Source organism: Staphylococcus sp. GDX8P54P (assembly GCF_017893165.1).
Classification (GTDB): domain Bacteria; phylum Bacillota; class Bacilli; order Staphylococcales; family Staphylococcaceae; genus Staphylococcus; species Staphylococcus borealis.
In genome coordinates, this window is sequence record NZ_JAESMM010000010.1 from 294,432 (window position 1) to 320,131 (window position 25,700).

The 25,700-nt window shown below is 34.6% G+C and carries 22 protein-coding genes; 11 read left to right on the forward strand and 11 right to left on the reverse strand.

Annotated elements, in window-relative coordinates; translation table 11 throughout:
• Positions 1-258: 258 nt before the first annotated feature.
• The 4 genes from KA909_RS05520 to KA909_RS05535 are packed head-to-tail and all read left to right on the forward strand — an operon-like array spanning position 259 to position 3,859.
• Complete coding sequence (locus KA909_RS05520; RefSeq protein ID WP_193838988.1) at positions 259-1,566, forward strand: betaine/proline/choline family ABC transporter ATP-binding protein; 1,308 nt, start codon at positions 259-261, stop codon at positions 1,564-1,566.
• On the forward strand, positions 1,566-2,201 hold the full coding sequence (locus KA909_RS05525; RefSeq protein WP_037535693.1) for an ABC transporter permease: 636 nt from the start codon (positions 1,566-1,568) through the stop codon (positions 2,199-2,201). Before KA909_RS05520 ends, KA909_RS05525 begins: the two co-directional genes overlap by 1 nt.
• Before the next feature lie 24 nt (positions 2,202-2,225).
• A complete protein-coding gene (locus KA909_RS05530; protein WP_075109017.1) occupies positions 2,226-3,173 on the forward strand; it encodes an osmoprotectant ABC transporter substrate-binding protein in 948 nt (315 codons plus the stop codon).
• On the forward strand, positions 3,173-3,859 hold the full coding sequence (locus KA909_RS05535; RefSeq protein WP_075109018.1) for an ABC transporter permease: 687 nt from the start codon (positions 3,173-3,175) through the stop codon (positions 3,857-3,859). Before KA909_RS05530 ends, KA909_RS05535 begins: the two co-directional genes overlap by 1 nt.
• A gap of 284 nt (positions 3,860-4,143) precedes the next feature.
• Here KA909_RS05535 and lrgB read toward each other — a convergent pair whose 3' ends face one another.
• The 4 genes from lrgB to KA909_RS05555 all read right to left on the reverse strand — a co-directional run bounded on the left by lrgB (position 4,144) and on the right by KA909_RS05555 (position 8,099).
• On the reverse strand, positions 4,144-4,845 hold the full coding sequence (gene lrgB / locus KA909_RS05540) for an antiholin-like protein LrgB (RefSeq protein ID WP_075109019.1): 702 nt from the start codon (positions 4,843-4,845) through the stop codon (positions 4,144-4,146).
• Positions 4,845-5,300, reverse strand: coding sequence for an antiholin-like murein hydrolase modulator LrgA (lrgA, locus tag KA909_RS05545; RefSeq protein WP_053028738.1), 456 nt, complete (start codon positions 5,298-5,300; stop codon positions 4,845-4,847). Before lrgA ends, lrgB begins: the two co-directional genes overlap by 1 nt.
• A 276-nt stretch (positions 5,301-5,576) precedes the next feature.
• Positions 5,577-6,344 (reverse strand): response regulator transcription factor LytR, encoded by a 768-nt coding sequence (locus KA909_RS05550; protein WP_193838989.1) that lies wholly within the window; start codon positions 6,342-6,344, stop codon positions 5,577-5,579.
• Positions 6,345-8,099 carry a sensor histidine kinase gene (locus KA909_RS05555; RefSeq protein WP_193838990.1) on the reverse strand — a complete coding sequence of 585 codons (1,755 nt, stop codon included), beginning with the start codon at positions 8,097-8,099 and terminating at the stop codon, positions 6,345-6,347.
• A 429-nt stretch (positions 8,100-8,528) separates the two neighbouring features.
• On the opposite strand from KA909_RS05555, the gene KA909_RS05560 reads away from it, so the two are divergent.
• The 4 genes from KA909_RS05560 (at position 8,529) to KA909_RS05575 (ending at position 12,714) form a co-directional block, all read left to right on the forward strand.
• Positions 8,529-9,923 carry an MFS transporter gene (locus KA909_RS05560; protein WP_193838991.1) on the forward strand — a complete coding sequence of 465 codons (1,395 nt, stop codon included), beginning with the start codon at positions 8,529-8,531 and terminating at the stop codon, positions 9,921-9,923.
• A 204-nt stretch (positions 9,924-10,127) separates the two neighbouring features.
• Positions 10,128-11,060, forward strand: coding sequence for a 2-dehydropantoate 2-reductase (locus KA909_RS05565; RefSeq protein WP_070854689.1), 933 nt, complete (start codon positions 10,128-10,130; stop codon positions 11,058-11,060).
• 275 nt (positions 11,061-11,335) lie between these two features.
• Complete coding sequence (locus KA909_RS05570; protein ID WP_053028733.1) at positions 11,336-11,809, forward strand: DUF1440 domain-containing protein; 474 nt, start codon at positions 11,336-11,338, stop codon at positions 11,807-11,809.
• A 53-nt stretch (positions 11,810-11,862) separates the two neighbouring features.
• Positions 11,863-12,714, forward strand: a complete 852-nt coding sequence (locus tag KA909_RS05575; RefSeq protein WP_193838992.1) for an NAD-dependent epimerase/dehydratase family protein — start codon at positions 11,863-11,865, stop codon at positions 12,712-12,714.
• Positions 12,715-12,800: 86 nt separating this feature from the next.
• On the opposite strand, the gene yidC is transcribed toward KA909_RS05575, so the two are convergent.
• Together yidC and KA909_RS05585 are read right to left on the reverse strand one after the other, a co-directional pair.
• Complete coding sequence (gene yidC, locus KA909_RS05580) at positions 12,801-13,634, reverse strand: membrane protein insertase YidC (protein ID WP_075109025.1); 834 nt, start codon at positions 13,632-13,634, stop codon at positions 12,801-12,803.
• A 98-nt stretch (positions 13,635-13,732) separates the two neighbouring features.
• Positions 13,733-15,226: a serine hydrolase domain-containing protein gene (locus tag KA909_RS05585; RefSeq protein ID WP_193838993.1), complete on the reverse strand. Its 1,494-nt coding sequence runs from the start codon at positions 15,224-15,226 to the stop codon at positions 13,733-13,735.
• 279 nt (positions 15,227-15,505) lie between these two features.
• Here KA909_RS05585 and KA909_RS05590 point away from each other — a divergent pair, with 279 nt between their 5' ends.
• Positions 15,506-17,332, forward strand: coding sequence for an APC family permease (locus KA909_RS05590; RefSeq protein ID WP_075109027.1), 1,827 nt, complete (start codon positions 15,506-15,508; stop codon positions 17,330-17,332).
• A gap of 63 nt (positions 17,333-17,395) precedes the next feature.
• Here the strand turns inward: KA909_RS05590 and KA909_RS05595 are convergent, their stop codons facing one another.
• Together KA909_RS05595 and KA909_RS05600 are read right to left on the reverse strand one after the other, a co-directional pair.
• The gene (locus KA909_RS05595) at positions 17,396-19,603 is read right to left on the reverse strand and encodes a cation:proton antiporter domain-containing protein (protein WP_210130031.1); all 2,208 of its coding nucleotides are present in this window, start codon (positions 19,601-19,603) and stop codon (positions 17,396-17,398) included.
• A gap of 306 nt (positions 19,604-19,909) precedes the next feature.
• The gene (locus tag KA909_RS05600) at positions 19,910-21,310 is read right to left on the reverse strand and encodes an amino acid permease (RefSeq protein WP_193838994.1); all 1,401 of its coding nucleotides are present in this window, start codon (positions 21,308-21,310) and stop codon (positions 19,910-19,912) included.
• A gap of 309 nt (positions 21,311-21,619) precedes the next feature.
• Between KA909_RS05600 and KA909_RS05605 the strand changes: the two genes are divergently transcribed.
• The gene (locus tag KA909_RS05605) at positions 21,620-22,438 is read left to right on the forward strand and encodes a metallophosphoesterase (RefSeq protein ID WP_193838995.1); all 819 of its coding nucleotides are present in this window, start codon (positions 21,620-21,622) and stop codon (positions 22,436-22,438) included.
• A 62-nt stretch (positions 22,439-22,500) separates the two neighbouring features.
• On the opposite strand, the gene KA909_RS05610 is transcribed toward KA909_RS05605, so the two are convergent.
• Positions 22,501-23,112, reverse strand: coding sequence for a C39 family peptidase (locus KA909_RS05610; RefSeq protein WP_075109331.1), 612 nt, complete (start codon positions 23,110-23,112; stop codon positions 22,501-22,503).
• A 140-nt stretch (positions 23,113-23,252) separates the two neighbouring features.
• On the opposite strand from KA909_RS05610, the gene KA909_RS05615 reads away from it, so the two are divergent.
• On the forward strand, positions 23,253-23,732 hold the full coding sequence (locus tag KA909_RS05615) for a GyrI-like domain-containing protein (RefSeq protein WP_193838996.1): 480 nt from the start codon (positions 23,253-23,255) through the stop codon (positions 23,730-23,732).
• 328 nt (positions 23,733-24,060) lie between these two features.
• Here the strand turns inward: KA909_RS05615 and KA909_RS05620 are convergent, their stop codons facing one another.
• Both KA909_RS05620 and scdA read right to left on the reverse strand, forming a co-directional pair.
• Complete coding sequence (locus tag KA909_RS05620; RefSeq protein WP_348634705.1) at positions 24,061-24,816, reverse strand: class I SAM-dependent methyltransferase; 756 nt, start codon at positions 24,814-24,816, stop codon at positions 24,061-24,063.
• Between the two features lie 20 nt (positions 24,817-24,836).
• Complete coding sequence (scdA, locus tag KA909_RS05625) at positions 24,837-25,505, reverse strand: iron-sulfur cluster repair di-iron protein ScdA (RefSeq protein WP_193838998.1); 669 nt, start codon at positions 25,503-25,505, stop codon at positions 24,837-24,839.
• Positions 25,506-25,700 lie beyond the last annotated feature (195 nt).

A 25,700-nucleotide genomic window follows, 5' to 3' on the forward strand; every position in this document is an offset into this window, starting at 1 on the left:
GAATAAAACTTAAAAAATTGCAATTGTGAACATTTTTAATCATTTTATATAAAAAATGTTTCAAAAAATTATATAGGGTATATAAAAATTAAAGATGGAAAACGCTCGAATGATATTCCAATTGAATTTATTAAAATTTTATGAAGCAAAGGCCGTGTGGCTCTTGTTTAACTTATTACGTATTTGTTTAACAATGGGACTACTGGCCTTTTGTATTTTGAGCTTTTTTATCTTGCAACAATAGGGAGGAGCAATCTAATGACGCTAAGTATTAAGAACTTAACAAAGATTTATGCTGGCAATAAAAAAGCTGTAGATAATATTTCATTAGATATTGAATCAGGTGAATTTATTGCGTTTATTGGGACAAGTGGTAGTGGGAAAACGACTGCTTTACGAATGATCAATAGAATGATTGAAGCTACTGATGGGACAATTGAAATGAATGGCAAGAATGTTCGAAATATGAATCCAGTTGAATTACGTCGTAGCATTGGGTATGTGATTCAACAAATCGGATTGATGCCACATATGACTATACGAGAAAATATCGTGTTAGTACCAAAGTTGCTTAAATGGTCTAAAGAAAAGAAAGATGCTAAAGCGAAAGAGTTAATTAAACTTGTAGATTTACCTGAAGATTATTTAGATCGCTATCCATCTGAGTTATCAGGTGGTCAACAACAACGTATTGGTGTTGTGCGTGCATTAGCCGCTGAACAAGATATTATCTTAATGGACGAGCCTTTTGGTGCATTAGATCCGATTACTAGAGATACGTTACAAGATTTAGTTAAAGACCTTCAGAAAAAGTTAGGAAAAACATTTATCTTCGTTACACATGATATGGACGAAGCAATTAAACTTGCAGACCGAATTTGTATTATGTCTAAGGGGAAAGTTGTGCAGTACGATACACCAGATAATATTCTTAGAAATCCAGCAAATGATTTCGTAAAAGAATTTATTGGTCAAAATAGATTAATTCAAGATCGTCCAAATATGAGAACCGTTGAAGATGCAATGATTAAACCAGTCACTGTTAACGCAAATGACACATTGAATGACGCGGTCAATATTATGAGACAGAGACGTGTAGATACGATATTTGTTGTAAATAACCATCAGCATTTACTCGGATTTTTAGATATTGAAGATATCAATCAAGGCTTACGTCAACGCAAAGAATTAATCGATACAATGCAGCGTGATGTTTATAAAGTACATATTGATTCTAAATTACAAGACTCTGTACGTACGATACTTAAACGAAATGTAAGAAATGTACCGGTTGTAGATAATGATAATGCACTCATTGGTCTGATTACACGTGCAAATCTCGTTGACATTGTTTATGACTCTATTTGGGGTGAACAAGATGACGAGATGATTTTATCTGATACACATATGAATGCCGTTGAACGTGAAAATGAGTTAGGAAATATCAATAAAAAAGAACAAGCACAAGAAAGACCTCATGACGCGACGTCTAAACAGCAAGATGTCACCGACAGATTAGACACACATGATGTGAAGGATTCTGACCAATCAGGAGTTGATCGCTAATGCGCCAATTTTTCCAAGAATATGGAAGCCAACTCGTATCAAAAACGATTGAACACTTCTACATATCTATCATCGCGCTGTTAATTGCGATTGTAGTTGCGGTACCATTAGGCATTCTATTATCTAAGACTAAGCGTACTGCAAATGTAGTGTTAACGATTGCGGGTGTGCTTCAAACAATACCGACGTTAGCCGTATTAGCCATTATGATTCCAATCTTTGGTGTAGGTAAGACGCCAGCGATTGTCGCATTATTCATTTATGTATTATTACCCATTTTAAATAACACTGTCCTAGGTGTACAAAATATTGATAAGAATATCATACAAGCTGGAACAAGTATGGGTATGACGAAGATGCAGTTAATGAAAGATGTTGAATTACCTTTAGCCTTACCACTTATCATTAGTGGGATACGTTTATCTAGTGTTTACGTTATTAGTTGGGCAACATTAGCAAGTTATGTTGGTGCAGGTGGACTAGGTGATTTAGTCTTTAACGGCTTGAATTTATATCAACCGCCAATGATTATAAGTGCTGCTATTCTAGTAACATGTCTCGCATTACTTGTAGATTTCATACTTTCTTTAATTGAAAAGTGGGCCGTGCCTAAAGGGTTAAAAGTATCTAGATAAATACAAAGGGAGGATTTTAAAATTATGAAAAAGCTTAAATTGACTTTCATACTTCTTGCAATGTCTCTCATCGTATTATCTGGATGTAGCTTACCAGGATTAGGCGATGGTGACGGGAAAGATAGTGTGAAAATTACTGCCACAGAAACAAGTGAAACGAAAATTATGGCAAACATTGAAAAGTTAATGATAGAACATTATACAAACGGCAAAATTAAACCTACAATTGTTGGTAATTTAGGATCAAGTATTATTCAACATAATGCGTTACAACGTGGAGATGTGAATATGTCCTCAGTTCGATATACAGGGACTGAATTAACAAGTGTGCTGGATGCACCACCAACCAAAGATACGAAAAAAGCAATGTCAGAGTCACAAAGACTATTTAAAGAAAAATACAATCAAAAATATTATGACTCATTTGGATTTGAAAATACGTATGCATTTATGGTGACCAAAGACGTTGCTAAGAAATACAATTTAGAAAAAGTATCTGACTTAGAAAAATATAAAGATGACTTACGTCTAGGTATGGATACACAATGGATGAACCGTGCAGGTGATGGCTACCCAGCTTTCCAAAAGGAATATGGATTCAAATTTGCGAGTGCGCGTCCAATGCAAATTGGTTTAGTGTACGATGCGTTAAAAAATAAAAAATTAGACGTGGCAGTTGGTTATTCAACAGATGGACGTATTGCTGCGTATGATTTGAAAATTTTAAAAGACGATCGTAAATTCTTCCCACCTTATGATGGAAGTCCATTGGCAACTGAAAAATTAATTAAAGATCATCCTGAAATTGATGAAGCATTGAAAAAATTACAGGGACAAATTAGTACGAAAGAAATGCAAAAACTAAATTATGAAGCGGATGGCAAAGGGAAAGAACCAGCCGTTATTGCAGAAGAATATGTGAAAAAACATAACTATTTTGAAGATGATAGTAAGAAAGGTGGTCAAAAATAATGAAAGGTAACTTGTTAAGCTCGCTTTATGAATATTATACCTTGAACTTTGGCTATCTCATGGAACTCTTTTTCAAGCATTTATTAATGTCTATTTATGGTGTTTTATTTGCTTGTATTATTGGTATTCCGATAGGGATTTTAATTTCAAGATATACGAAATTGTCATGGCCTATCATTACTATTGCGAATATTATTCAAACCGTACCAGCAATTGCAATGTTAGCAATACTCATGTTGGCGCTTGGATTAGGACCTAACACTGTAGTGTTTGCAGTCTTCTTATATGCGTTACTTCCGATTATTAAGAATACGTACACTGGTATCACTGAAGTGGACTACAATATTAAAGATGCCGGTAAAGGCATGGGTATGACTAAAAATCAGGTTATGCGCATGATTGAGTTGCCATTGTCCTTATCCGTTATTATCGGCGGTATTCGTATTGCGCTAGTTGTAGCGATAGGTATTGTGGCCATTGGCTCATTTATTGGGGCATCAACATTAGGAGATATCATCATACGTGGTACAAACTCTACTGACGGTACTGTATATATCCTTGCAGGTGCCATTCCAATAGCATTAATCGCGATTATTATCGATTTAGGATTACGTTTCTTAGAAAAGAAACTTGATCCAACGACTAAAAATAAAAAACGCGAGAATCAAGTACAAAGTATCAATTAATGATGCTAACCACATACAGTAGTACTTTGATTTCAATCATTAGAAGTATTGACGTAAGTGTGTGTGAATACGGAATAAATGATTTCGCTATAGCAGTTTGCAATACACAAGAAGGGAGTGGAACAGAAATAAAATTTTTCAAAATTTATTTCGTTGTACCACCCCGGCAAGGTTGACTAGAATAAAAAAAAGCTTGTTACAAGTGCATTTTTAATTCAATCAACTACTGCCAACATATATTGAAAGCCTGAGACATCAATTTTTGTCCCAGGCTTTCTTTATATCTAGAATAAGATTGAAGCTAATGGTGGAACGATGGCAACGATAATGACACCAACGATAACTACGGCAATACTGCCCATAGATTCTTCAGTTTCACCAAGTTCTTTAGCTGCAGCTACACCCAATGTGTGACCACTTGTACCAAGTGCTAAGCCACGTGCGATTGGATTTGATATTTTAAACCACTTAACAATTTTAGTACCTAATGCAGAAATGACAACGGCATTAAGGATGACTGCTAATGATGTTAGCTCTTTGACACCACCAATACCTTCAGATACTGGAAGGGCAATGGCTGTTGTAGCAGCTTGTGGTAACATTGAAGCACTGATTTGATCTCCTAAACGGAATACAGTAGCTACTAAGTATATTAAAATTAATGCGATTAACGTACCAATTGCGATCCCACCAAAAATTTGTAACCAATATTTTTTGAGGACATCACGTTTTTTATATAAAGGGATAGCAAAACTAATGGTTGCTGGTTCTAAGAAGAAGTTAATAATATCCCCACCAATTTTATAATGTTCATAGCTAATGCCTGTTACTTTTAAGAATACAATTCCCGCAACCATAGCTACGAATAGCGGTGCTAATAAGAAGAAACCATTCGTTTTTTTATAAAAATATTGTGCAATAACAAATGGTATTAATGAAACTAAGATACCAAAATAAGGTGTTGTTATACCTAAATGCTCTACCATTAGTTACCCTCCCCAAGTTTAGTTTGTTCGTTTTGTTCTTTAGATGGGAACAATGTTTTTGTTACGAATAATTGTGATACAAATCCGATACATATTAGTAATAATAATGTTGAAATAATGATTAATAATAATATTAAAATTGGATGTTGGCTTAGTATTGGTAAAGAATTGATAACAGAGATTCCAGCCGGCACGAATAAGAAGCTAATGCTATTCGTTAATGCTGTACCCACATCTTCAACTTGGCCTAGTTTAACAATACCAGTGCATAATAGGATGAATAGTAAAACAAGTCCTATAACTGATGCTGGCATTGGAAATGGTATGAAACTTTCAATGATTTTCGAAATAAATAATACGATAGCAATGGTTAATGCTTGCTGAAAGAAATTATACGTTTTCGTTAACTTATGATTACTTTTGCGTGCATTACTTTGTGATTGTTCATTTGCCATATTTTAACGCTCCCTTTCTCTTTCCCTTACAAACAGGATAGTATGAAAACGTTTACTTTTGTGTCTTTTGGCAGTGACTTGCAAAAATTCGTATGTGAGTTGCACCATATTCAACTTGAAAATCAAAAGAATGAATCAACGATAAATGTATGTGATTCAAACAATAAAAAAAGTATTTAACCATGGATGAAGTAGGACAAAGAACGTTATCTTGACTTCATCAGATTAAATACTAATGATATGGATATGTTTAATAATGAATATTTTAAATTTATATTAGGCAAGTCCGATTTCATGTTTAAAGGTCTTCATAAATGAACGACTGACTTGGAATTTATCGCCTGATGACATAGTGACTTGATAAGTATAATTGAACCAATGCTCAACACTATCAATATGCATTTTATTAATGATAGTGGCGCGATGAATTTTAATAAATAGATGACTTGGCAATTTCTTTTCATAGTAATTTAGTGGTTCAGTTGTTTGATACGTGCGCTGTGTTGTATTAATGGTTGTTATACCATTGTTGACAGAAACGGCTGTGATGTCATCTATTCGAATCACGTAGATGCGTTCGTTCATTTCGATGGGTAATACCGTCTGATCACCATGATGACTGTCATCCGCTTGCAACGATGGTGTTGGAGATTCGATCGTTGTTTGACTAAATCCTTGTTTATTGGATGTCGCCTGCTTAACTTTATTTACTGCTTGTTCGATACGCTCGAGTTCAAACGGTTTAAGGATATAATCTATTGCATCAAGTTCAAAGGCTTTAACTGCGAATGTGTCATGTGCTGTTGCAAAAATAATGTGTGGGGGTTGTTTCATTTTTTTGATTTTTTGTGCTAAATCAATACCACTTTCATCCATAAGATTAATATCTAAAAAGACTAAATCATAGGTTTCAGATAAAAGTTTTTCTAATGTTTCTTCAATATTTTCTGCCTCATCAATAACGTTAAATCCTGAGATTTCATTGAGTAAATAATGAAGCTCATTGCGAGCTAATGGTTCATCATCAACAATTAACGTCTTCACTTAAATATCCTCCTTTATAACATGTGTTGGTATATGGCAACTTACCGTCGTTCCTAGTTCTGTTGAATCAAACTGTAATCCTGCTGTTGTACCGTACAATCCAATTAAACGTCTGTTTAAATTTTCTAGGGCGCTTCCTGTTCCTGTCTCTGAGTCAACACTCATTTGTCCGATTAATGGTAACTTATGATCCTCAATTCCATTACCATTATCACGAACCATTAATGTTAATACGTCGTCATCATAGTGTGCATGCACATCAATGATGTTATCTTTTCGACGATGTTTAAAGGCATGCTTAATCGCATTTTCAACCAAGATTTGAATAATGAAAGGTGGGATGAGCACATGATGACAAGTTGCATCAATGTGATATTTAATCGTAAAGCGATCAGGGAATCGAGCTTGTTCTAATGCTAAATAGGCCTCTACTTGTTGTAACTCTTTATCTAATGTAATGGTGTTATTACGAGCGCCTTGTAGATTGGATCTAAAGAATTGACTCAATTGTAATAATAACTTTCTAGCCTTTTCACTATCAATACGTACGAGTGCTGAAATCGTATTAATCGCATTAAAGAAGAAGTGGGGATTAACTTGTGCTTGTAGCGACTTGATTTCAGCATCTTTTAATAGCTTACTCTGCATTTCCGCTTGTCCCAATTCTAATTGACTTGAAAAGATGTCAGCTAAACCACGTGCCAGTTGCTTCGTTGATGTTGTGTTGTCATATTCATTAGTGAAATAAAATTTTAATGTTCCAACGACTTCTTGGTTGGTCATTAAAGGGATAACGATCGCAGATTCTAAAGCACAATTCGGGTTATGACATCCGATTTCTTCTTTGGAATGGGCTTCTTTTAATTGTCCCGTTTGAATCACTTCCTTAGATAAATCGGTAATAATGGCCTTTTTAGCAACGTGATGGTCACTGGCGACACCAACATGTGTTAAAATATCCTTTCTATTTGTGATGGCGACTGCCGATACATTCATTAATTTCAGAATAATTTCAGCCACTGGACGTGCAGACTGTGCCGTTAAACCGGATCTGAAATAAGGTAAAGTTTTATTGGCTATTTCAAAGACATCATGCGTTTGAATCGCACGTGTTTGCTCTTCTTGCTTCAATGTTGAAAGGATAATGGATAAGAAAATAGCTGTCCCAATACTGTTAATCAAAATCATAGGTAATGCAATAAATTGAACAAGCGACCATGCAGCAGTTGTATCATTGGCAAAAATTAGAATACATGCCATTTGTATGGCTTCGTTTAATGCGCCAATTAAAGCACCCATTAAGACAGTTGGATAAGTATAACGACGCATCGTACGATAACCATAAAATCCTGATATGAGTGCGATAATTATAGACGAAATAAGGTAGGTATACGCATTTGCACCACCGATATAAAGGCGAAATAGCCCTGATACAATACCGACAATAATTGCTACGAAAGGACCACCGATTAAACCTGACATCCCAATTGTTAATACACGTGTATTTGCCATAGAAGCTTCGTCGTTAAGGTGGTAATAAATATTGCTAGATACAATATGTCCATTTTCGATTTCAATGCCAGTGAAATTTGAAGTGATAGCAAATAGGACGAATAATATGGTCAATTGCCACTGCGAACGTAATTTTTCTCGTTCGCCCATCATCGTTTTAAAGTGATTAATATTCATTAATATATAAGCAATAATAATGATTAACCCTACACGTTCAAGCAATAATATAAATAAATTAAACATTGTAAGCACCTATTCATTGTAGTTTCAGTTAAAATACTTGTTCTTTCTTTAATTATAATATGGATAATTTTAACTTAATAGTTTAAAATTAAAAGTTATAATTTATAGGTATCTAATAATTGGTTTATTGCGCTTTTGAGTATGTTGTGAAAAATAATTATTGAAAAAATTAGAGTATTTTATTAAGTCATTTCTTCTTAATTATGATAAGGTTTTCAATATAAACTAATTTCTTAAGTGAGTGTTGTATCTTTCATAAGCGAACGTCAGATGATGTAAGGCAGGATACGCATGTTAATAAATTATAGAAATAGGGAACTTATTAAATAGTGCTACATAAAATATATGACACTCAAAGAAATGATTTACGATGAGGTAAATCTACTTGAGTAGATTAGTTTTAGGGTAATTTAGGAGGAATTTTTCGAGATGGAGTCTTCAAAACAATTTAGGGGAGATAATAAATTACTAATTGGTATTATCATTGGTGTACTTACGTTCTGGTTATTTGCACAATCATTAGTTAACGTTGTACCAACGTTGCAATCATCATTTAATACAGACATGGGTACGATTAATATTGCCATTAGTTTAACAGCATTATTCTCTGGATTATTTATCGTAGGTGCAGGGGATATTGCAGACAAATTAGGTCGAGTGAAAATGACATACATCGGCTTAGCATTAAATGTTATTGGATCATTGTGTTTAATCATTGCACCTGTCGCATGGTTACTATTAGTAGGTCGTGCGTTACAAGGTTTATCTGGTGCTTTAATTATGCCGTCAACACTTGCGATCATTAATGAATATTACATAGGAAAAGAAAGACAACGCGCTGTAAGTTACTGGTCTATAGGTTCTTGGGGCGGTAGTGGTATTTGTTCATTATTTGGTGGTTTTATGGCCTCAACCATTGGTTGGCAGTGGATTTTTATAGTTTCAATTGCACTTTCAATTTTAGCCTTTTTCTTAATTAAACATACACCCGAGACTAAAGTTGAACCTAGTGAAAACGAAACAAAAGCTAAATTTGACGTGACTGGTTTAATATTATTAGTTATCACGCTATTAAGTGTTAATGTAATGGTTACGCAAGCTGCAGATCGTGGATTGTTCTCACCAATGATTTTATCACTTGGCGTTGTATTTATCGTTGCAGGTATTCTATTTATCATAAGAGAATTGAAAACGGAAAATCCACTTGTTGATTTTCGTATTTTCAAAAATAAAGGCTATAGTGGTGCGACATTATCAAACTTCATGTTAAATGGTGTTGCTGGTGGTACACTTATTGTTGTTAATACGTATTATCAAAGTCAATTAGGCTTTAGTTCATTACAAGCAGGATTAATCTCAATCACGTATCTTGTAGCCGTGCTTATCATGATTCGTGTCGGTGAGAAATTATTACAAAAACTAGGTGCTAAAAAGCCATTATTAGTAGGTAGTGGTTTCTCATTCTTAGGACTATTATTATTATCGTTAACGTTCTTACCAGATATTGCTTATATTATTTCAAGTATTATAGGTTACTTATTATTTGGTATTGGTTTAGGTACTTATGCGACACCTTCTACAGATACTGCAGTTGCGGAAGCACCTGACGACAAAGTAGGGGTGGCATCAGGATTATATAAAATGGCATCATCTTTAGGTAACGCGTTTGGTGTTGCGATGTCTAGTACTATCTTTGGATTTGGCGCATCATTCATGAATTTACAATTAGGTGGCGCCGCTGGTGTGTTATTTAATGCCGGTATTGCCTTAACCGCATTTATAGTTATCTTGATATTAGTACCGAAGAAACTTAGTACAAATTAATCGAGACAGTTCGTTTTATCAATATATTAAAGCGTTTATATTTCATTAAGATACCGAACTCAAATTGAGTTCGGTATTTTTTTATAAACGAAATATGATTTATGATTAATTATCTAAAAATTATGAATATTGTGTTTATTATATTGACGCTTAATCACTAAAGTAGTATTTTAAAAACATCATTAGAAAAAGGAGTCATGACTTATGAAAATAGCAATTGCAGGTTCTGGTGCATTAGGAAGCGGATTTGGTGCGATGTTATATCGCCAAGGGTATGATGTAACATTAATCGACGGATGGGAGCCACAAGCGACAGCAGTCAAACAAGATGGGTTACATATAGATATTAATGGTGAAGCACATCATCTTAAAATGACGATGTATCCACATAATGCTATTCCACAGGATGCACAATTTGATGTTATCTTTTTATTCACTAAAGCGATGCAGTTGCAAGATATGTTGACGCACATTAAAGCACACATTCATGACAAGACGATTATGGTTTGTACGATGAATGGTTTGAAGCACGAACGTTTAATTAAGCAATATGTGAATGAAGCGCGTATCGTACGTGGTGTTACGACATGGACTGCCGGACTAGAATCTCCAGGACATACACATTTAATGGGTGCAGGGCCAGTTGAAATCGGTGCACTCGTACCTGAAGGTCAAGCTAATGTTGACGTAGTATATGACCTCTTAGCACAATCAGGTCTTAACCCACATAAAAGTGAGCATTTACAACAATCTATTTGGAAGAAGATTTGTGTCAATGGAACTGCGAATGCGCTTTGTACAATTTTAGAGTGTCGCTTATCTAATTTAAATGAGAGTGATTATGCGAAACAACTTATTTATAAAATAACGCAAGAAATTGTACAAGTTGCAACGGTAGATGGTGTGCATTTAAACGGTGATGAAGTTTACCATTATCTAATTGATTTAAATGAGAAGGTAGGTCCTCATTATCCATCTATGTATCAAGACTTGATTAATAATAATCGTCTAACAGAAATTGATTATATTAACGGCGCGGTAGCTCAACTAGGTAAAGAACATCATATCGATGCCCCAGTTAACCAATTTGTAGCCAATATGGTCCATGCAAAAGAGCAACAACGACATGCCGAATAATGTGCTGTTATATACGTTTGATAATGAATAGGTCAACAATTAAGGCGACGTTATGAGGTTAATTTAATATGGATATATTTTGAAGCGAGATTACGAGCCTAGGACGACAAATTTAAAGCATTTTGCCCTACGCTCCACCTCGCTTTTTTAAATCGAATCATTATATCTTTGTCATAAAAAGTGATACGCTTAACCCTTATTAAACATGAATGATTACAAAATAGTCGTAAACGGGTAGAAGAAGATTAAGTGAATGTGAAGGAGCTGTTATTAGAATGAATCGTTCAACGCAACGTATTATCGTTACAACGATTGTAGGTGGATTACTGAGTGGTGCAGTTAAGATTGGTTGGGAAGCGCTTGTCCCACCTAGAACACCAGAACGTGAGCAAGAAACGCCACCAATGACATTATTGAATCAGTTAGGATTACCAGACTCAATAAAGAACGCAACATATCATTATAACGGCAATGATATTCCAGTAACAGTTATGGGGATTCATTATGGCTTCTCTGTAGCAAACGCGTTTGCATATGGCTTATTAGCTGAACGCTTCCCAACTATTACAGCTTTAAAAGGTTCGTTATTTGGCATTGCGATTCATATTGCTTTTCATGAATATCTTTTGCCAAAATTGTCATTGACGCCACAGGTTAAAGATTTACCTTATGAGGAACGACTTTCAGAGCTGTTTGGGCATATCGTATGGATGAATACAATCGATATGATTAGAGATTCAAGTAAGTAGTAACATTCAGTTATTTATTTTTTAAAAAGAGAAATAGAAAGGTGCGTATAAAAATGACTAAAATATTTATTACAGGTGCCACAGGATTAATTGGAACACGTTTAACACAACGTTTGATTGAAGAAGGCTATGAAGTAGCTGGATTTACAACATCTGAGAAGGGTAAAGCGAAATTAGAAGGTTTAGGTGCCAAAGCGTATATTGGCGATATCTTAAAAGCAGATACCATTGATGCAGCAGTGGGTGACTTCCGTCCGGATGTTATTATTAATCAAATTACAGATTTAAAAAATGTCGACATGGCCGCAAACACGAAAGTACGTGTAGAAGGTGGTAAAAATCTAACGGACGCTGCGTTGAAGTATGATGTTAAAAAAGTGGTGGCACAGAGTATCGGCTTTATGTATGAACCTGGTGAAGGTCTTGCGACTGAAGAAACACCACTAGACAATCATTCAGATGGGGATAGAAAAATTACAGTAGACGGTGTGGTTGGACTAGAAAAAGAAACAGCACGTATGGATCACTATGTTGTACTTCGCTTTGGTTGGTTATACGGACCAGGGACATGGTACGGTAAAGATGGTATGATTTATAACCAATTTAAAAACGGTGAAGTAACATTATCAGATGGTGTTACATCATTTATTCATTTAGATGATGCTGTTGAAGTATCTATTCAGGCGATGAATTTTGATAATGGTATTTATAATGTGGCAGATGACGCGCCAGTAAAAGGATCAGAATTTGCAGAATGGTATGCGAAAGAAGTTGGTGTTGATCCTAAAGTCACTATCCAACCAGCACAATCATTTGAACGTGGTATTAAAAATGACAAGTTTAAAGCACAAGGTGGTACATTAATCTATAATACGTGGAAAGATGGCATGCACCCATTAAAATAAATGATGAGTAAAACAAGCACTGTTATAAGCTAATTGTAATTAGCTTGTAACAGTGCTTGTTGTATAGATGGAACGTCTTTATTAATTTAAGCCTTATCATCGTTAGGCTTATTTTGACGTTGTTGCTCAATTTGTCGTTTGAGTTGTTCACCTGCTGCTTTACCCACTTTTGCATAATGGCTATGTGCAAAATGCATTTGAATAATTAAAAATGTTGCACTGACTGCCCAATATAAACTGAGTGCAGAAGCGGATTGTAGTGACGCATATATAATAAATAATGGTGATAGCACCATCATGACATAATAAGTGCGACGTTCTTCCTTTGGATAATGCATGGCATTGACTAGCGGTTGAATGAAATAAAGTAAGGCCGCAATAAAGGTCATAATTAAATCCGTATGCATTAAGTTGAACCATAAAAAGTGGGGGTGCTCGATAATCCCGCCACTTGTTGGATATTTAATACATGCGTATAAACCTAATAAGATTGGGATTTGAATTAATATTGGTAATGTGCCAATAAGGCTTTTGAATGGATTAATACCATAGTCGTTGTACTTTTTCATCAATAGCTTATTTGCTGCAGTACGTTCTTCTTGTGTTTCTGCGTTCTTAAGTTTATCTTGTAGTTTCTCAATTTCAGGTTTAACGACTTGCGTTTTTCCACGCATCATGTGGATATTCTTTACTTGGATAAACATCAACGGCATTAATACAAGTCGGATGAGAAGCACAATCACAATAATAGCTAATCCATAATTTTCATGGAATGTACGACCTAAGAAGTGAAGTAACATATCCATTGGCTTAACAAATATCGTATAAAAGAACCCATGTTGATCTTCTTTATGAGAATAGTCACATCCAGCCAATAATATGACGATACTCATTAAGAATAAGGAACATTTTTTTCTCATGTCTAATCTCCTATGTGCTTGAGGTCTTTAATAATCTTAGTCTTTAATACATTTAGCTTAACATATTCGCTCGTTAATCATAGCAGTTTATCGCAATTTTATGATTTTGACGCTTTTGATACTGTTATTATTTTTAAAAGCATGAAAGCATAAAGACTCGTTAATAATGTGATAACACTTAATAAACAAATTTTAGCTGATATCGGTAGCCAAGACATTATAAACTGCCAATCAGAACCATTGAGTAACACTGAAGGTAATACATGTAATAAGCCTAAAACTAATATAAAGATCACAGAAAGTATACACATGCGATATTGAGTATTGCGATGATTGATACGCAATTGAATTGGGCGGTGGTGAATGATGTGACGATATACACATATTAAAATGACTACAACAGCCATCCAAATAACAATTGAGATGACAGTAATCACAATTTGGTGCTGAAGAATATCATGTTGAATTGTGTCGACGTGTTGGCCCTGGCTTAATTGTGTATTTAAATGTTTCGCAAGTGTTGGAATGTGATCAGAATAAGCATTTGCGAGAATAACAATGCCATAGTCTTTCTTAGGATTTAAAATAATATAAGATGAGTAGTTCTCAAGTGTACCCGGATGATAGATAAGTGTCTCTTGATTTTGACGAGTAACAAACCAACCAGTTGCATATTGGGAATGATCATCATCATGTGTTTGTACTTTAGGTTTGTGTGTCGCTTCTACTAACGCTTCCAAATGTTTCGGTGGATGAAGTTGAAATTTTATCCAAGGTTGCAAGTCATTCGTGCTCGCCATCAAATAAGCTGACGGGTTATCACCAATGTTAAATGTTGGGTGATCTGCGTAGGCTTTGCGATGTTTAATATCATAACCTTGTGCATCATGCGCACCTTTATCATTATTCTCTTTAGTAGAAATATGCGACATATTTAAAGGGTTGAAAATGTGTTCACGCATGTAAGTTGAATAGGGAGAGTGAGATACATTTTGAACAATTAACCCTAAAATATTGTAGTTCATATTTGAATATTCAAATTGTTCTCCTGGTCGATGGTTTAATGAACGACCATTAATACTTTTCACAATGCCTTCTAAATCATTAGTCTTTTTAGTAATACGGTCATTATTAGTTATATCTCCTGGAATCCCACTTGTTTGAGCGATTAACTGGTTAATGGTGATGTCTACCTTTTTTCCTTTATAAGTCATATGAAAATTGGGAATGTATTGACTGATATGATCGTTTAATTGGATTTTACCTTCGTTGACGAGTTGCATAATAGCGTAGCCTGTCATTGCCTTGGAATTCGAAGCAATTTCGAAACGCGTATTAGGCGTTACTTTATGTTTATTTTCGATGTTTGCATAGCCGTAGCCTTTATTAAGTAATACTTTATTATCTTTAATCATTAACACTGAGACACCCGGTATATGACCATCGTCCATCTCACTTTTAACCATGTTATCTATATAATCTTGAGAAGTAGGACTGAACATTGAATACGTCGGGTGCCATTTCATTATAATCGAACAGATAAGTAAGATAACAATTAATACGATGCTACTGAAAAGTATGATCTTTTTCATTTTATTTCCTCTATTTTATGATTTGAGTAGTGAACAATTTACTATGTTAACGAGATTAGTATAGCAAGTTTTTGTTTAAATTGCTCTTAAATCTCTGTCATAGATTGTTTGCTATTTATTTTTCAAATAAATAATGGGTAAAATTCAACTAAATATTGCTGTAAAATGTAACTAATATAGTAAAAAATAACATTAAAATTGTAGGAATAGCTATACTTTTCATCAAAATGGGAGTATATTTTATCCATTGAATTTGAATATAAAGAGGTAAAGAGTATTATGTTCACTCAATTTAAAAGACTTTTAATTGGTAAACCTAAAAGAAATCGCGATTTGAAGAACGAGAAAATCAGTAATTTCAAGGCTTTAGCAATACTTTCTTCTGATGCATTGTCTTCAGTAGCTTATGGTCCAGAGCAGATTTTGATTACACTAGCAGTTGTTGGTGCAGTGGCATCTTGGTATACGTTACCAATAGCATGTGGCGTATTAATACTGTTAGCGGCTTTAATCTTATCTTATCGCCAAGTCATTTATGCCTATCCTAAAGGTGGCGGGGCGTATATGGTTTCTAAGACAAACTTAGGAGAAAAATGGGGACTCGTAGCAGGAGGTTCATTACTTGTTGATTATATATTAACTGTAGCGGTAAGTATTTCTTCAGGCGCAGATGCGTTTGTAGCTGCCTTTCCATCGCTATATCATCATAAAGTATTGATTGCATGTTTACTCGTGCTATTTATTTTAATTATGAATTTACGTGGTTTGACAGAATCGGCTACAGTATTGTCATATCCAGTTTATTTATTCATTATAGGGTTAATAATAATGATTGTTGTAGGTGTATGGAAAGTTGCAACTGGTCAAGCTGAGCCACATATGCATGCAACAGTAGGGACAGCTGTACCAGGTGTGACATTATTCTTGTTACTTAAAGCATTCTCATCAGGTGCCTCATCTTTAACCGGTGTAGAAGCCATATCTAATGCGGTAACGAATTTCAAAGATCCTGGTCCTAAAAATGCGGTTAAAACGTTAATCGCAATGGGAAGTATCCTGGCATTTCTATTAGTAGGTATTGTCGGTTTAGCCTACTGGTATGGTGTTATGCCTGAAACGGAAACAACTGTATTATCACAATTAGCTATGAACATTCTAGGACACAATGCCGGTTACTATTTTGTTCAAGCAACAACAGTAATGATTTTAGTTTTAGCAGCGAATACAGGGTTTACTGCATTCCCAATGCTTGCAGCAAGTATGGCCAAAGATAAATATATGCCACGTATGTTTAGTGTGCGTGGAGATCGATTAGGCTATTCAAACTCTATTATTACTTTAGGTGTAGGGGCAATTTTACTTATCATTATTTTTGATGGTAAAACTGAGAACTTGATTCCACTCTATGCTGTAGGTGTATTTATACCGTTCACATTAGCACAATATGGTATGGTGCTTAAATGGGTCAGAGGAAGAGAGAAAGGCTGGTCTCGTAAACTGATAGCCAATGCGATAGGTGGAACTATCACATTTATCGTATTTATGATTTTCTTAATCACTAAATTTAGCCATGTATGGCCAATATTAATCTTTTTACCTTTGATTGTAATTGTATTTTTACGAATCAAAGGGCATTACAAAGATATTGCTAAACAATTGAAATCAACTGCTATGGTACAAGATATGCCTATTGTTGATAAAAACTTGGCGCTTGTTCCAGTCAGTACGATTACGTCAGCCATTGATAAATCTGTATATTACGCTCAAATGATTGCTGATGATGTTATCGCAGTGCATGTTTCATTTGGTGATGAAGCAGATAAATGCTTTGCTGAAAAATGGGAACGTCATTTTCCAGATGTACGTTTAGTCATTTTGCATTCGGAATATCGAAGTGTTATTAGACCCATCTCACGCTTTATTGATAAAATTAATAAAAAAGCGAATGATAAAAATTATGTCATTACTGTTGTGGTACCACAGTTTATTACAAAAAAATCTTGGCATAATTTCTTACACAATCAAACGAGTATTAGATTAAAAATGCATTTGTTCTATCAAAAGAATGTTATTTTAGCCACAGTACCGTTTAAATTGCATAAATAAGATGAAAACCATAAAGAAAAGCCCATAGATAATGCGTAGCATTAACTATGGGCTTTATTAGTTTTAGTGTGCATTGCTCGCTTCGTGTGCTAAAACAATCTCATTATAGTTAATATTTTCTCTCAATTGGGTTGCAACTTCATTCGTTACTTTATTTCGAGAAATCAATTCATCTAAAATGGTACGTTGGATATATAATGCTTCAAGTTTTGCATCATGTTGTTGAAGGGTTGTAAGTTCATACGTTTCTTTGTTTTCTGCTCTTTGTTGCTTTCTATTTTTATTGTGACGTAGTGTACGTGATAAGTTGTGATATTGGTTAATAATTAAACTAACTTCTAATACGTTTGAACTGTTTTGTTCTTCACGCATTTTCATAATGACATTGTGGTTTACGACACGCATTAATTGTTGAACTTTATTAAAGCTATTTGCAAATGCTTCTCTTTGAACCTTTTTAGCATTTTTCGCTTTTTCACGTTCTACTTTATACGCTTCACGTTTCGCTTTAATATCCATTTTATTCTGTTCTGTCGTTGCTTGATGTTCTTCTTTTAATAATGCACGATTTTCTTTATGAATACGGTGTGCTTCTTTTCTGGATTCTTTTCGAGCTTTAAAGCGTAACCCAATCAATTTAAAGAAACGGTTTATCTTTCTTAATATCGACATTTCTCGATAAGATTGACTAAATTCCATAATATTACGGTAGTCTGTTAAATCTTTTTTAGTAATTCTTTCTTTCTCGATTAAACGTTCTAACGTTCTTGTTTCTTCTTCTTCAGCGATTTCTTGCAGTCGTCGTAATTCCTTCGTATTTTTATTATCTGGTTCCATATTGATTAAGAATGATAATTCATTAAAATATTGGTTTAATATTGGTCGATAATCCATCTGCTTTCCTTCTGAGTTTTTCGTCTTAAAGGCATCAAGAACGTGTTGAACCATAAATATTTTGGCTGATTGATAGGACATACCTTTAAATTCTGACATTTGTTCAGAAGGTGTGATCAGTGGTAGCACCACTTGGGCGAGAATTAAGCTTGTTAAGACCATAAAGGAAGCGATAAACAATAAGTCATTACGATATATAAATTCTTGATTACCATCCATCATATACGGAAGTGTGAGCGCCATAGATAATGAAATGGTACCGTGTATGCCACACATCGTCATGATGAAGGCATAATGCTTCCGTTTCGGTGGCCCAGTATCTTCTTCATCATCTAGGTAGGATTGAACGTTGTTTGGATAGTAAAAATCTTTAAATAACATATACACCCAAATAAATCTAAACACGTAAATGGCAAGTGCAATTAATAAAGCGGTTGTAATTAGGAATACAATGTTCTGCGGTTCGTCATGAATAATTTCCATTACGACTTCGGGAACAATATAACCTAAAACAACAAAGACGAAACCATTTAAAGCATAACTAAGCGTGTTCCATATTTGGTTATAGTTCATCTGTAATTCTGTTTGGGCACGAATTAAACGATCACGTTCTAAACCGTGGATTAAACCTGCAACAACAACGGCAATGATTCCAGATGCATGAAGTTCTTCGCCAATAAAATAAACAGCAAAAGGCGTGAGTAATTGGATAAACATTAACGTATTACTGTCTTTCATGCCTTTATTGGTCGTTAGATATACTCTTAATGTCACAACTAACGCACCAACGATGATACCAATCAATACACCTAAAATCGTTGAAACAATAAATTGACCTATCGCATCAAATGCTGAAAAACTACCCGTTACAAGTGCGGTAACTGCAATTTTGAATGAGATAATACCTGCAGCGTCATTAAGTAATGATTCACCTTCAAGAATGGACATGGATCCTTTTGGTAAAATTTTCCCCTTCGTGATTGCAGAAACTGCGACAGCATCTGTTGGGCAAAGAATGGCAGCAATTGCAAAAGCTGCAGGCATTGGTAAATCAGCCCAAATCCAATGAATAAAGAAACCGACGCCGATAACTGTAGCAAATACAAGCGCCATAGCCATTAAAATAATCGTTTTACGATATTCAAGTAACTTTGTTCTTGAAATATGTGTACCTTCCACAAATAGTAGTGGAGCGATGACTGCCATCATAAATACTTCCGATTCAAATTCAAAATGCATCGGGATGGGCAATACGAATAAGCAGACACCTAAGGCAATTTGAATAAATGCAGTGGGAATTTTAGGGAACCTATTATAAATAATAGAACTAATAATCACTGCGAATATGAATAATAAAAATGCTTCTAATAGCTCCATGAATAACTCCTTTAATAAATTGAATAATCATAGTTTACCATGCGATAGGATAAGCTACCAAAAAATGGTAGACGATTTGGTAAATAGTAAATTATTTAAAGTAAGTATTTTTTTGTATATCATATTTAAGATTGTTATAAACGGACTTTGATAATGAGGCTTTAACCGATAGGGATTAAGTTGAATAAGATTAGTATCATCTTATATAGCGTTTTGAAATAATAAAAGTGGAAGACAATGCATTTTAGGATGCATTGTTCCACTTTAGTTGTTTATTGATATGGATGATTGATGGTTAAGTTTTCATTAGTAATTAATCGAATTACGACCTTGACTACGTGTTCGTTCTGCTAAATCTTCTGCATTTGATTTATATTTTTTATAGAAGATGAACAAGAAGATAAACCATATTGGTGAAATGAAAATTGCTGCTCTAGTGTCTTCACTAAAGAATAACAGTACAAATACAAATGCAAAGAATGCAAGTACGACGTATGCACTTTTTAATCCACCAAAAAGTTTGAATTTATTTTTATGGTGTTCTTCTGGATTTTTCTTCACAAAAATAATATAAGAAATAATAATCATCGCCCATACTACTAAAAATAGTACAGTTGAAAGTGTTGTTACATAGATAAATAGTTTGATAGCATCTGGGAAAATAAAGTTTAATAACGCAGCTGCTAATAATGTTCCAGATGATACTAACATAGATAAGTATGGCACACTGTTACCATTTGTTTTACTTAAAACTTTAGGTCCTAAACCTTGTTTAGCAAGCCCAAATAGAATACGGCTGTTTGAGTAAATACCACTGTTTGTTGCTGATGCAGCTGCAGTTAGTACAACGAAGTTAACAAGTCCAGCAGCAAATGGTAAGCCGATTAAGCTAAACATGGTTACGAAAGGACTACTATTTGAATCGATTTTATTCCAAGGAATGACAGACATGATGACTAATAGCCCACCCACATAGAATAATAGAATACGGATTGGCACGTTGTTGATTGCTTTAGGGATGACATTTCTAGGGTCTTTCGTTTCACCCGCTGTTACCCCGATAAGTTCTATACCAATAAATGAATATACTGCAATTTGGAATGCCATCAAGAAACCAAATGGCCCATTAGGGAATATACCACCATGATTGATTAAGTTACTAAATGAAGCGTGACCATAAGAGGTTTTGAATGAGAAGAATATCATGACTAAACCTACAATAATCATCGCTATGATAGTTATAATTTTAATAATTGAGAACCAGAATTCTAATTCACCGAATAATTTTGCACCTAACATGTTAAATGAGATTAACATTAGTACGATAAATAAAACGGTGATCCAATGTGGCACTTGAGGGAACCAGAAACTAAAATATTGTCCCATAGCTGTTAAATCTGACATGCTTGAAGCAATCCATGCAAGCCAATATGTCCATCCTATGACGAATCCTGCAAAAGGACCTATGTATTCGTTCGCAATATCTACAAATGAATTAAAGCGTGTATTACTTAATAATAATTCTCCAAGTGCGCGCATGAATGCGAACATAACCATGCCGATAATCATGTATGTTAATAAGAGGGAAGGCCCTGTTAAAGCAATTGTTTGACCTGAACCTAAGAATAATCCTGTACCAATTGCGCCCCCAATCGCAATTAATTGAATATGCCTGTTGCTTAGTTCTCTTTCCAATTGTCTAGCCATATACTTCCTCCTTAGAAAGCAGTGATGTGTTTTTAAATTTTAGTGTAAACGCTTTCTTTTATATGTAAAAAATTTGCTTTTAACAAAGTATTAAGTAAATCGCATTAATTGTTAAATATCAGATATTAAGTGAAAACAATAATAATTGTTCACAAATGATGTAACTTTGCTAAAAGGTATTTTTATTATACGCTTAATTTAATAAAATATAAACAAATTTCTGAAAATTTAATAAACAGATTTATTTATTATTCATAATAACTATGACATAATGATTTCAATTCAAAACAAGTAAGAGGGACGACACGAATGAAGATAGGTGCAATTTCAGATTTACATATTGATCGACATCCTAAACTAGAGCCAAAGGTATATCTTGAAACACTTGTACAACTGGTTCAACAGAGGGATGTCGCATTACTATTAATTGCCGGAGATGTGTCTAATCATTTTCAGCAGAGTTATCAATTTATTCAAGATTTAAAAGCAAAATGTGGTATTCCAGTCTTATTTGTGCCAGGGAACCATGATTATTGGACTTCTGAAGCCTCGTTAACGTCATCAGAAATTTATAATTTCTATGTGGATAAGCCAGAATGTTTAATTGGAAAACCGTATATTATAAATGAGAATTGGGCAGTTGTTGGGCATACGGCTTGGTATGATTATCGGTATGCGGATGACAAATTTGATTTGGAACGCATCCAAAGAGGGAAGTATTACGGTGCAACATGGCAAGATAAAGTGAAAATCGACTGGGATATTGAAGATAGAGCATTATCTAAGCAGGCTGCTAACCAAATTCAACATGACTTAGAACATGTAAAGGATAAACAGATTATTCTAATGACGCATATTGTGACGCATCCACAATTTGTTGTACCAACGCCACATCGTATTTTTGATTTCTTTAATGCATATATAGGTACGAAAGACGTTGATGCGTTTTATCAGACGTATCCTATTCGTTATAGCATTATGGGGCACGTACATTTTCGAAAGACGTTGTCCGAAGCAGGGATTACTTATATTTGTCCTTGTTTAGGGTATCAACGACAATGGCGAACAACTGATCTTATGGAAGAGCTCGATGCGTCGTTAGTCACATTTGATGTGCGTGATGCATAAAAAATCAGTGAGGTTGAGATACAATTAACATTGAATCAATCTCACTTAAATAGTGGCCTATATTACACTTGAAGATAAATACATGTACGACCAGGTGCATTAAAGCTACGTTCTAATTTTTGCTTAGCAATTTTGATGACTTGAAAGCGATTAGGCACAATGGCAGGAAAGATAAAGTGTTTAAATAAGTGACTCCATAAAGGATCAATATAATAGTAGAATTGATCATCATATCCGATTAATAGTGTGATATGAATGTTGGACACTAATTCTTTCTTATGATCATCGAATTTGAAATATTTGCGGAAAGGTTTACGACCTAAATTAGTATGATACATTATAACTGGTTGGCCAGAATCGATGACAGCTTCTAGTGATGACAAATCAGTACCTGTACCGTCTACAATTCGATCGTCAATCGTTTGTAAATAAGGTACATAAGCATCAGGAAAGATTGTTTGATGATGACCAAATTTGACGAGTAAATGATGACCAACATATCCTTTATAGGGATTATTAGGATGCTTAGGCCAATGATTCATGATTTCAGTAGCTTTAATATTATGATTGTTATATTGAAGTAACATTGCTGCTGAAACACCTTCACATCCCATTACCATTGGAATTGGAAATAGTTGGCTAATTGGTTTAATTGGTAGTATCGTTCTTTTCATCATGATTCTCCTCAAAGACAGTCTCTATTAATATCCATCATTTAGTTTAAGTAAATTTATTATATACCTTAGTCGTCACGGCGTATATCAATACGGATTGTGTGATGGTTTATTATTAATTAGAAAATGGGGGCATAGCAATGACAATGCAATACAGATTTGAACATTTAGGTGAGGTTCAACTTATAGGCGTTTTAAGAGCGTATACGACTGGTGAAGCAATGCAACAGGATATTCCAGCATTTTGGCAAGAAATGAATGAAATAGGTGTGGTCAAAGCTTTAACTCAATATAGTAATCAAACTTTAACTGGCATATTAGGCGTTATCATACCACGTGAAAATCGTATAGATTATTTTATTGGCGTACCTTATGATGGTTTGAATAGCAATGATTCAGACTTCGAAGCAATCAAGTTAATGGCACACAACTATGTCGTTATTGATGCGAAGGGGCGTGTTCCTGAAGCAATTAAAGCAGTGATGCCAAAAATCTATACAGAATTATTGCCTCAAGCGGCATTTAAAACGATTCAAGCACCTATGTTTGAACATTATTTACCGGGAAATACTCAAAGCTCTGACTACATTACGGAAATATGGATGCCTATAAAAGAATAGACTAGAACTAAGAGAGGCTGGGACATAAATAATATAATAATGCTATTTAGCAAATTCGCAGTAGCTGACTGAACTGAGAAGGCGTTTAAATCAAGCTTTTCTCAGTTCTAGTCATCCTTGCGGTCGGGGCCCCAACAAAGAGAATTTCACTAAGAAATTCTACAAGCTAAGCAAGTTGGGGTCGGGGCCCCAGCAAAGAGAATTTCATCAAGAAATTCTACAAGCAAAGCAAGCTGGGAGTGGACGACGAATTTAAAAGAATTCGGTCCCACTCCCCTTCTAAGTTCTAGTCATTTGTGCAACATAAGCCATGTAGGATTGTGTTGCTTTATTTTTTTACAGCATGAACGATATAATTCATATTCTTTTTGTGTCTTCGCATCGTTTTAAACATAGTGAAGAACATTTTACGGTTAGATGGTTTTAACGCGTTTTTAATGATGGTTAAGGTGCCAAGTAGGCCTTCATCACGCATCATACCTATTGGTGTCATTAACGTCAATGGACCAATTTGCGATTCGATATTTGAGAATCCGGCCTCTTGATAGAGTTGGTACCAGCTTTCAGGCGTTAAAGGTGTCACCTTCATATTAATAGCTTGACTCAATTCATTAATGACCGTTTCAGTATTTTGTCTATTGATAATTGCAATATCATGTGTAAGTATAACACCATTCGGCTTCAATACACGGTAATACTCTTTTAAGACCTTCTCTTTAATTGGGTAAGGTAACATCGTGAGCATTGCTTCATTAAGAATAATATCGAAGCTTTGATCTTCAAAGGGTAATTTCATTGCATTTGCTTGTGTTAAATGAATGAGCGACTCTAAATTGTGTTTCGCCACATTTCGTTTACCGTTTTCTAATGCGGTTTTATTTAAATCGACGCCTTCAATATGGCATTGATAAGTTCGTGCTAATTCAATAGAAGTTGTACACATATTACATGCGACTTCTAAGACACGTTTATCACTTGAAAAATGCCCTTTATTAATAAGCCAATTTGTCGCAAGCACACCACCCGGACGTAAACGCTTTTTACCTAATTGAGCTAAAAACGTATGGCCAGCTATTTTAGTCACCATAATCAACACTTCCTGTCTTAACTGAATTTGTTAAAGAGTACATGATTTTCTAGATGTACATGTTCATGGGTTTCACGCTCTAAATTCTCAAGACGGTTATAGACCAATCTCCAAGTTTGACAAGCTTCACTCGGCGGTTGATATTGGTTCGTTAATTCACGCATATCTTCTAATAATTGTCCTGTGTGCGTGTGATCATCAACCAAGCTTTGGATAATATCTGAAGCATGATCCACTTCTTCGCCACGAGAAAGTTTAATTAATGCAGGGAAGTCGTGTTCATCTTCTTGAGCCATATGCTCAAGCATACCATCACGATATTGACGATATAAGTCTTGTAATTGAATTAAAAATGGATGGTTTGGCCCATGGACTTTTGCCACTTTGGTAACATAAGGAGATAAATTCTTAAATTCTTCACGCATTGTCTCGTGATAACGAGATTGTATATATTGTATAAGTGAAGGTGCATCAAGATATTTCACATTGATGTTTCCTTGATCATGTTTAGGAAGTGCATTAATTTCTTCTATTAATGTATCTGCATCTATTTTTTTATTTTTAACTGCTTCATTTATAGTGATGTTACCGCCACAACAAAAGTCGATACCATATTTTCTAAATATATCCGCACTTAATGGCATGTCTGTAACAATGTCTGCAACGATAGATTCATTTTTAATCATTGAAATTCCTCCTTTATTTATTTTCATTATAATCAATAAGAATGATTTTCAATTATAAAAAATTGTATTGTCACCTATTTGTTGGAAAGTTATTGAAAAATTGTGAACAATTAGCGCGGATTTTTGAATCAATTTATTTTCAAAAAAAGAGGAAGCGGACAACGAATTCATAAAGAATGCTGTCTCACTTCCTGA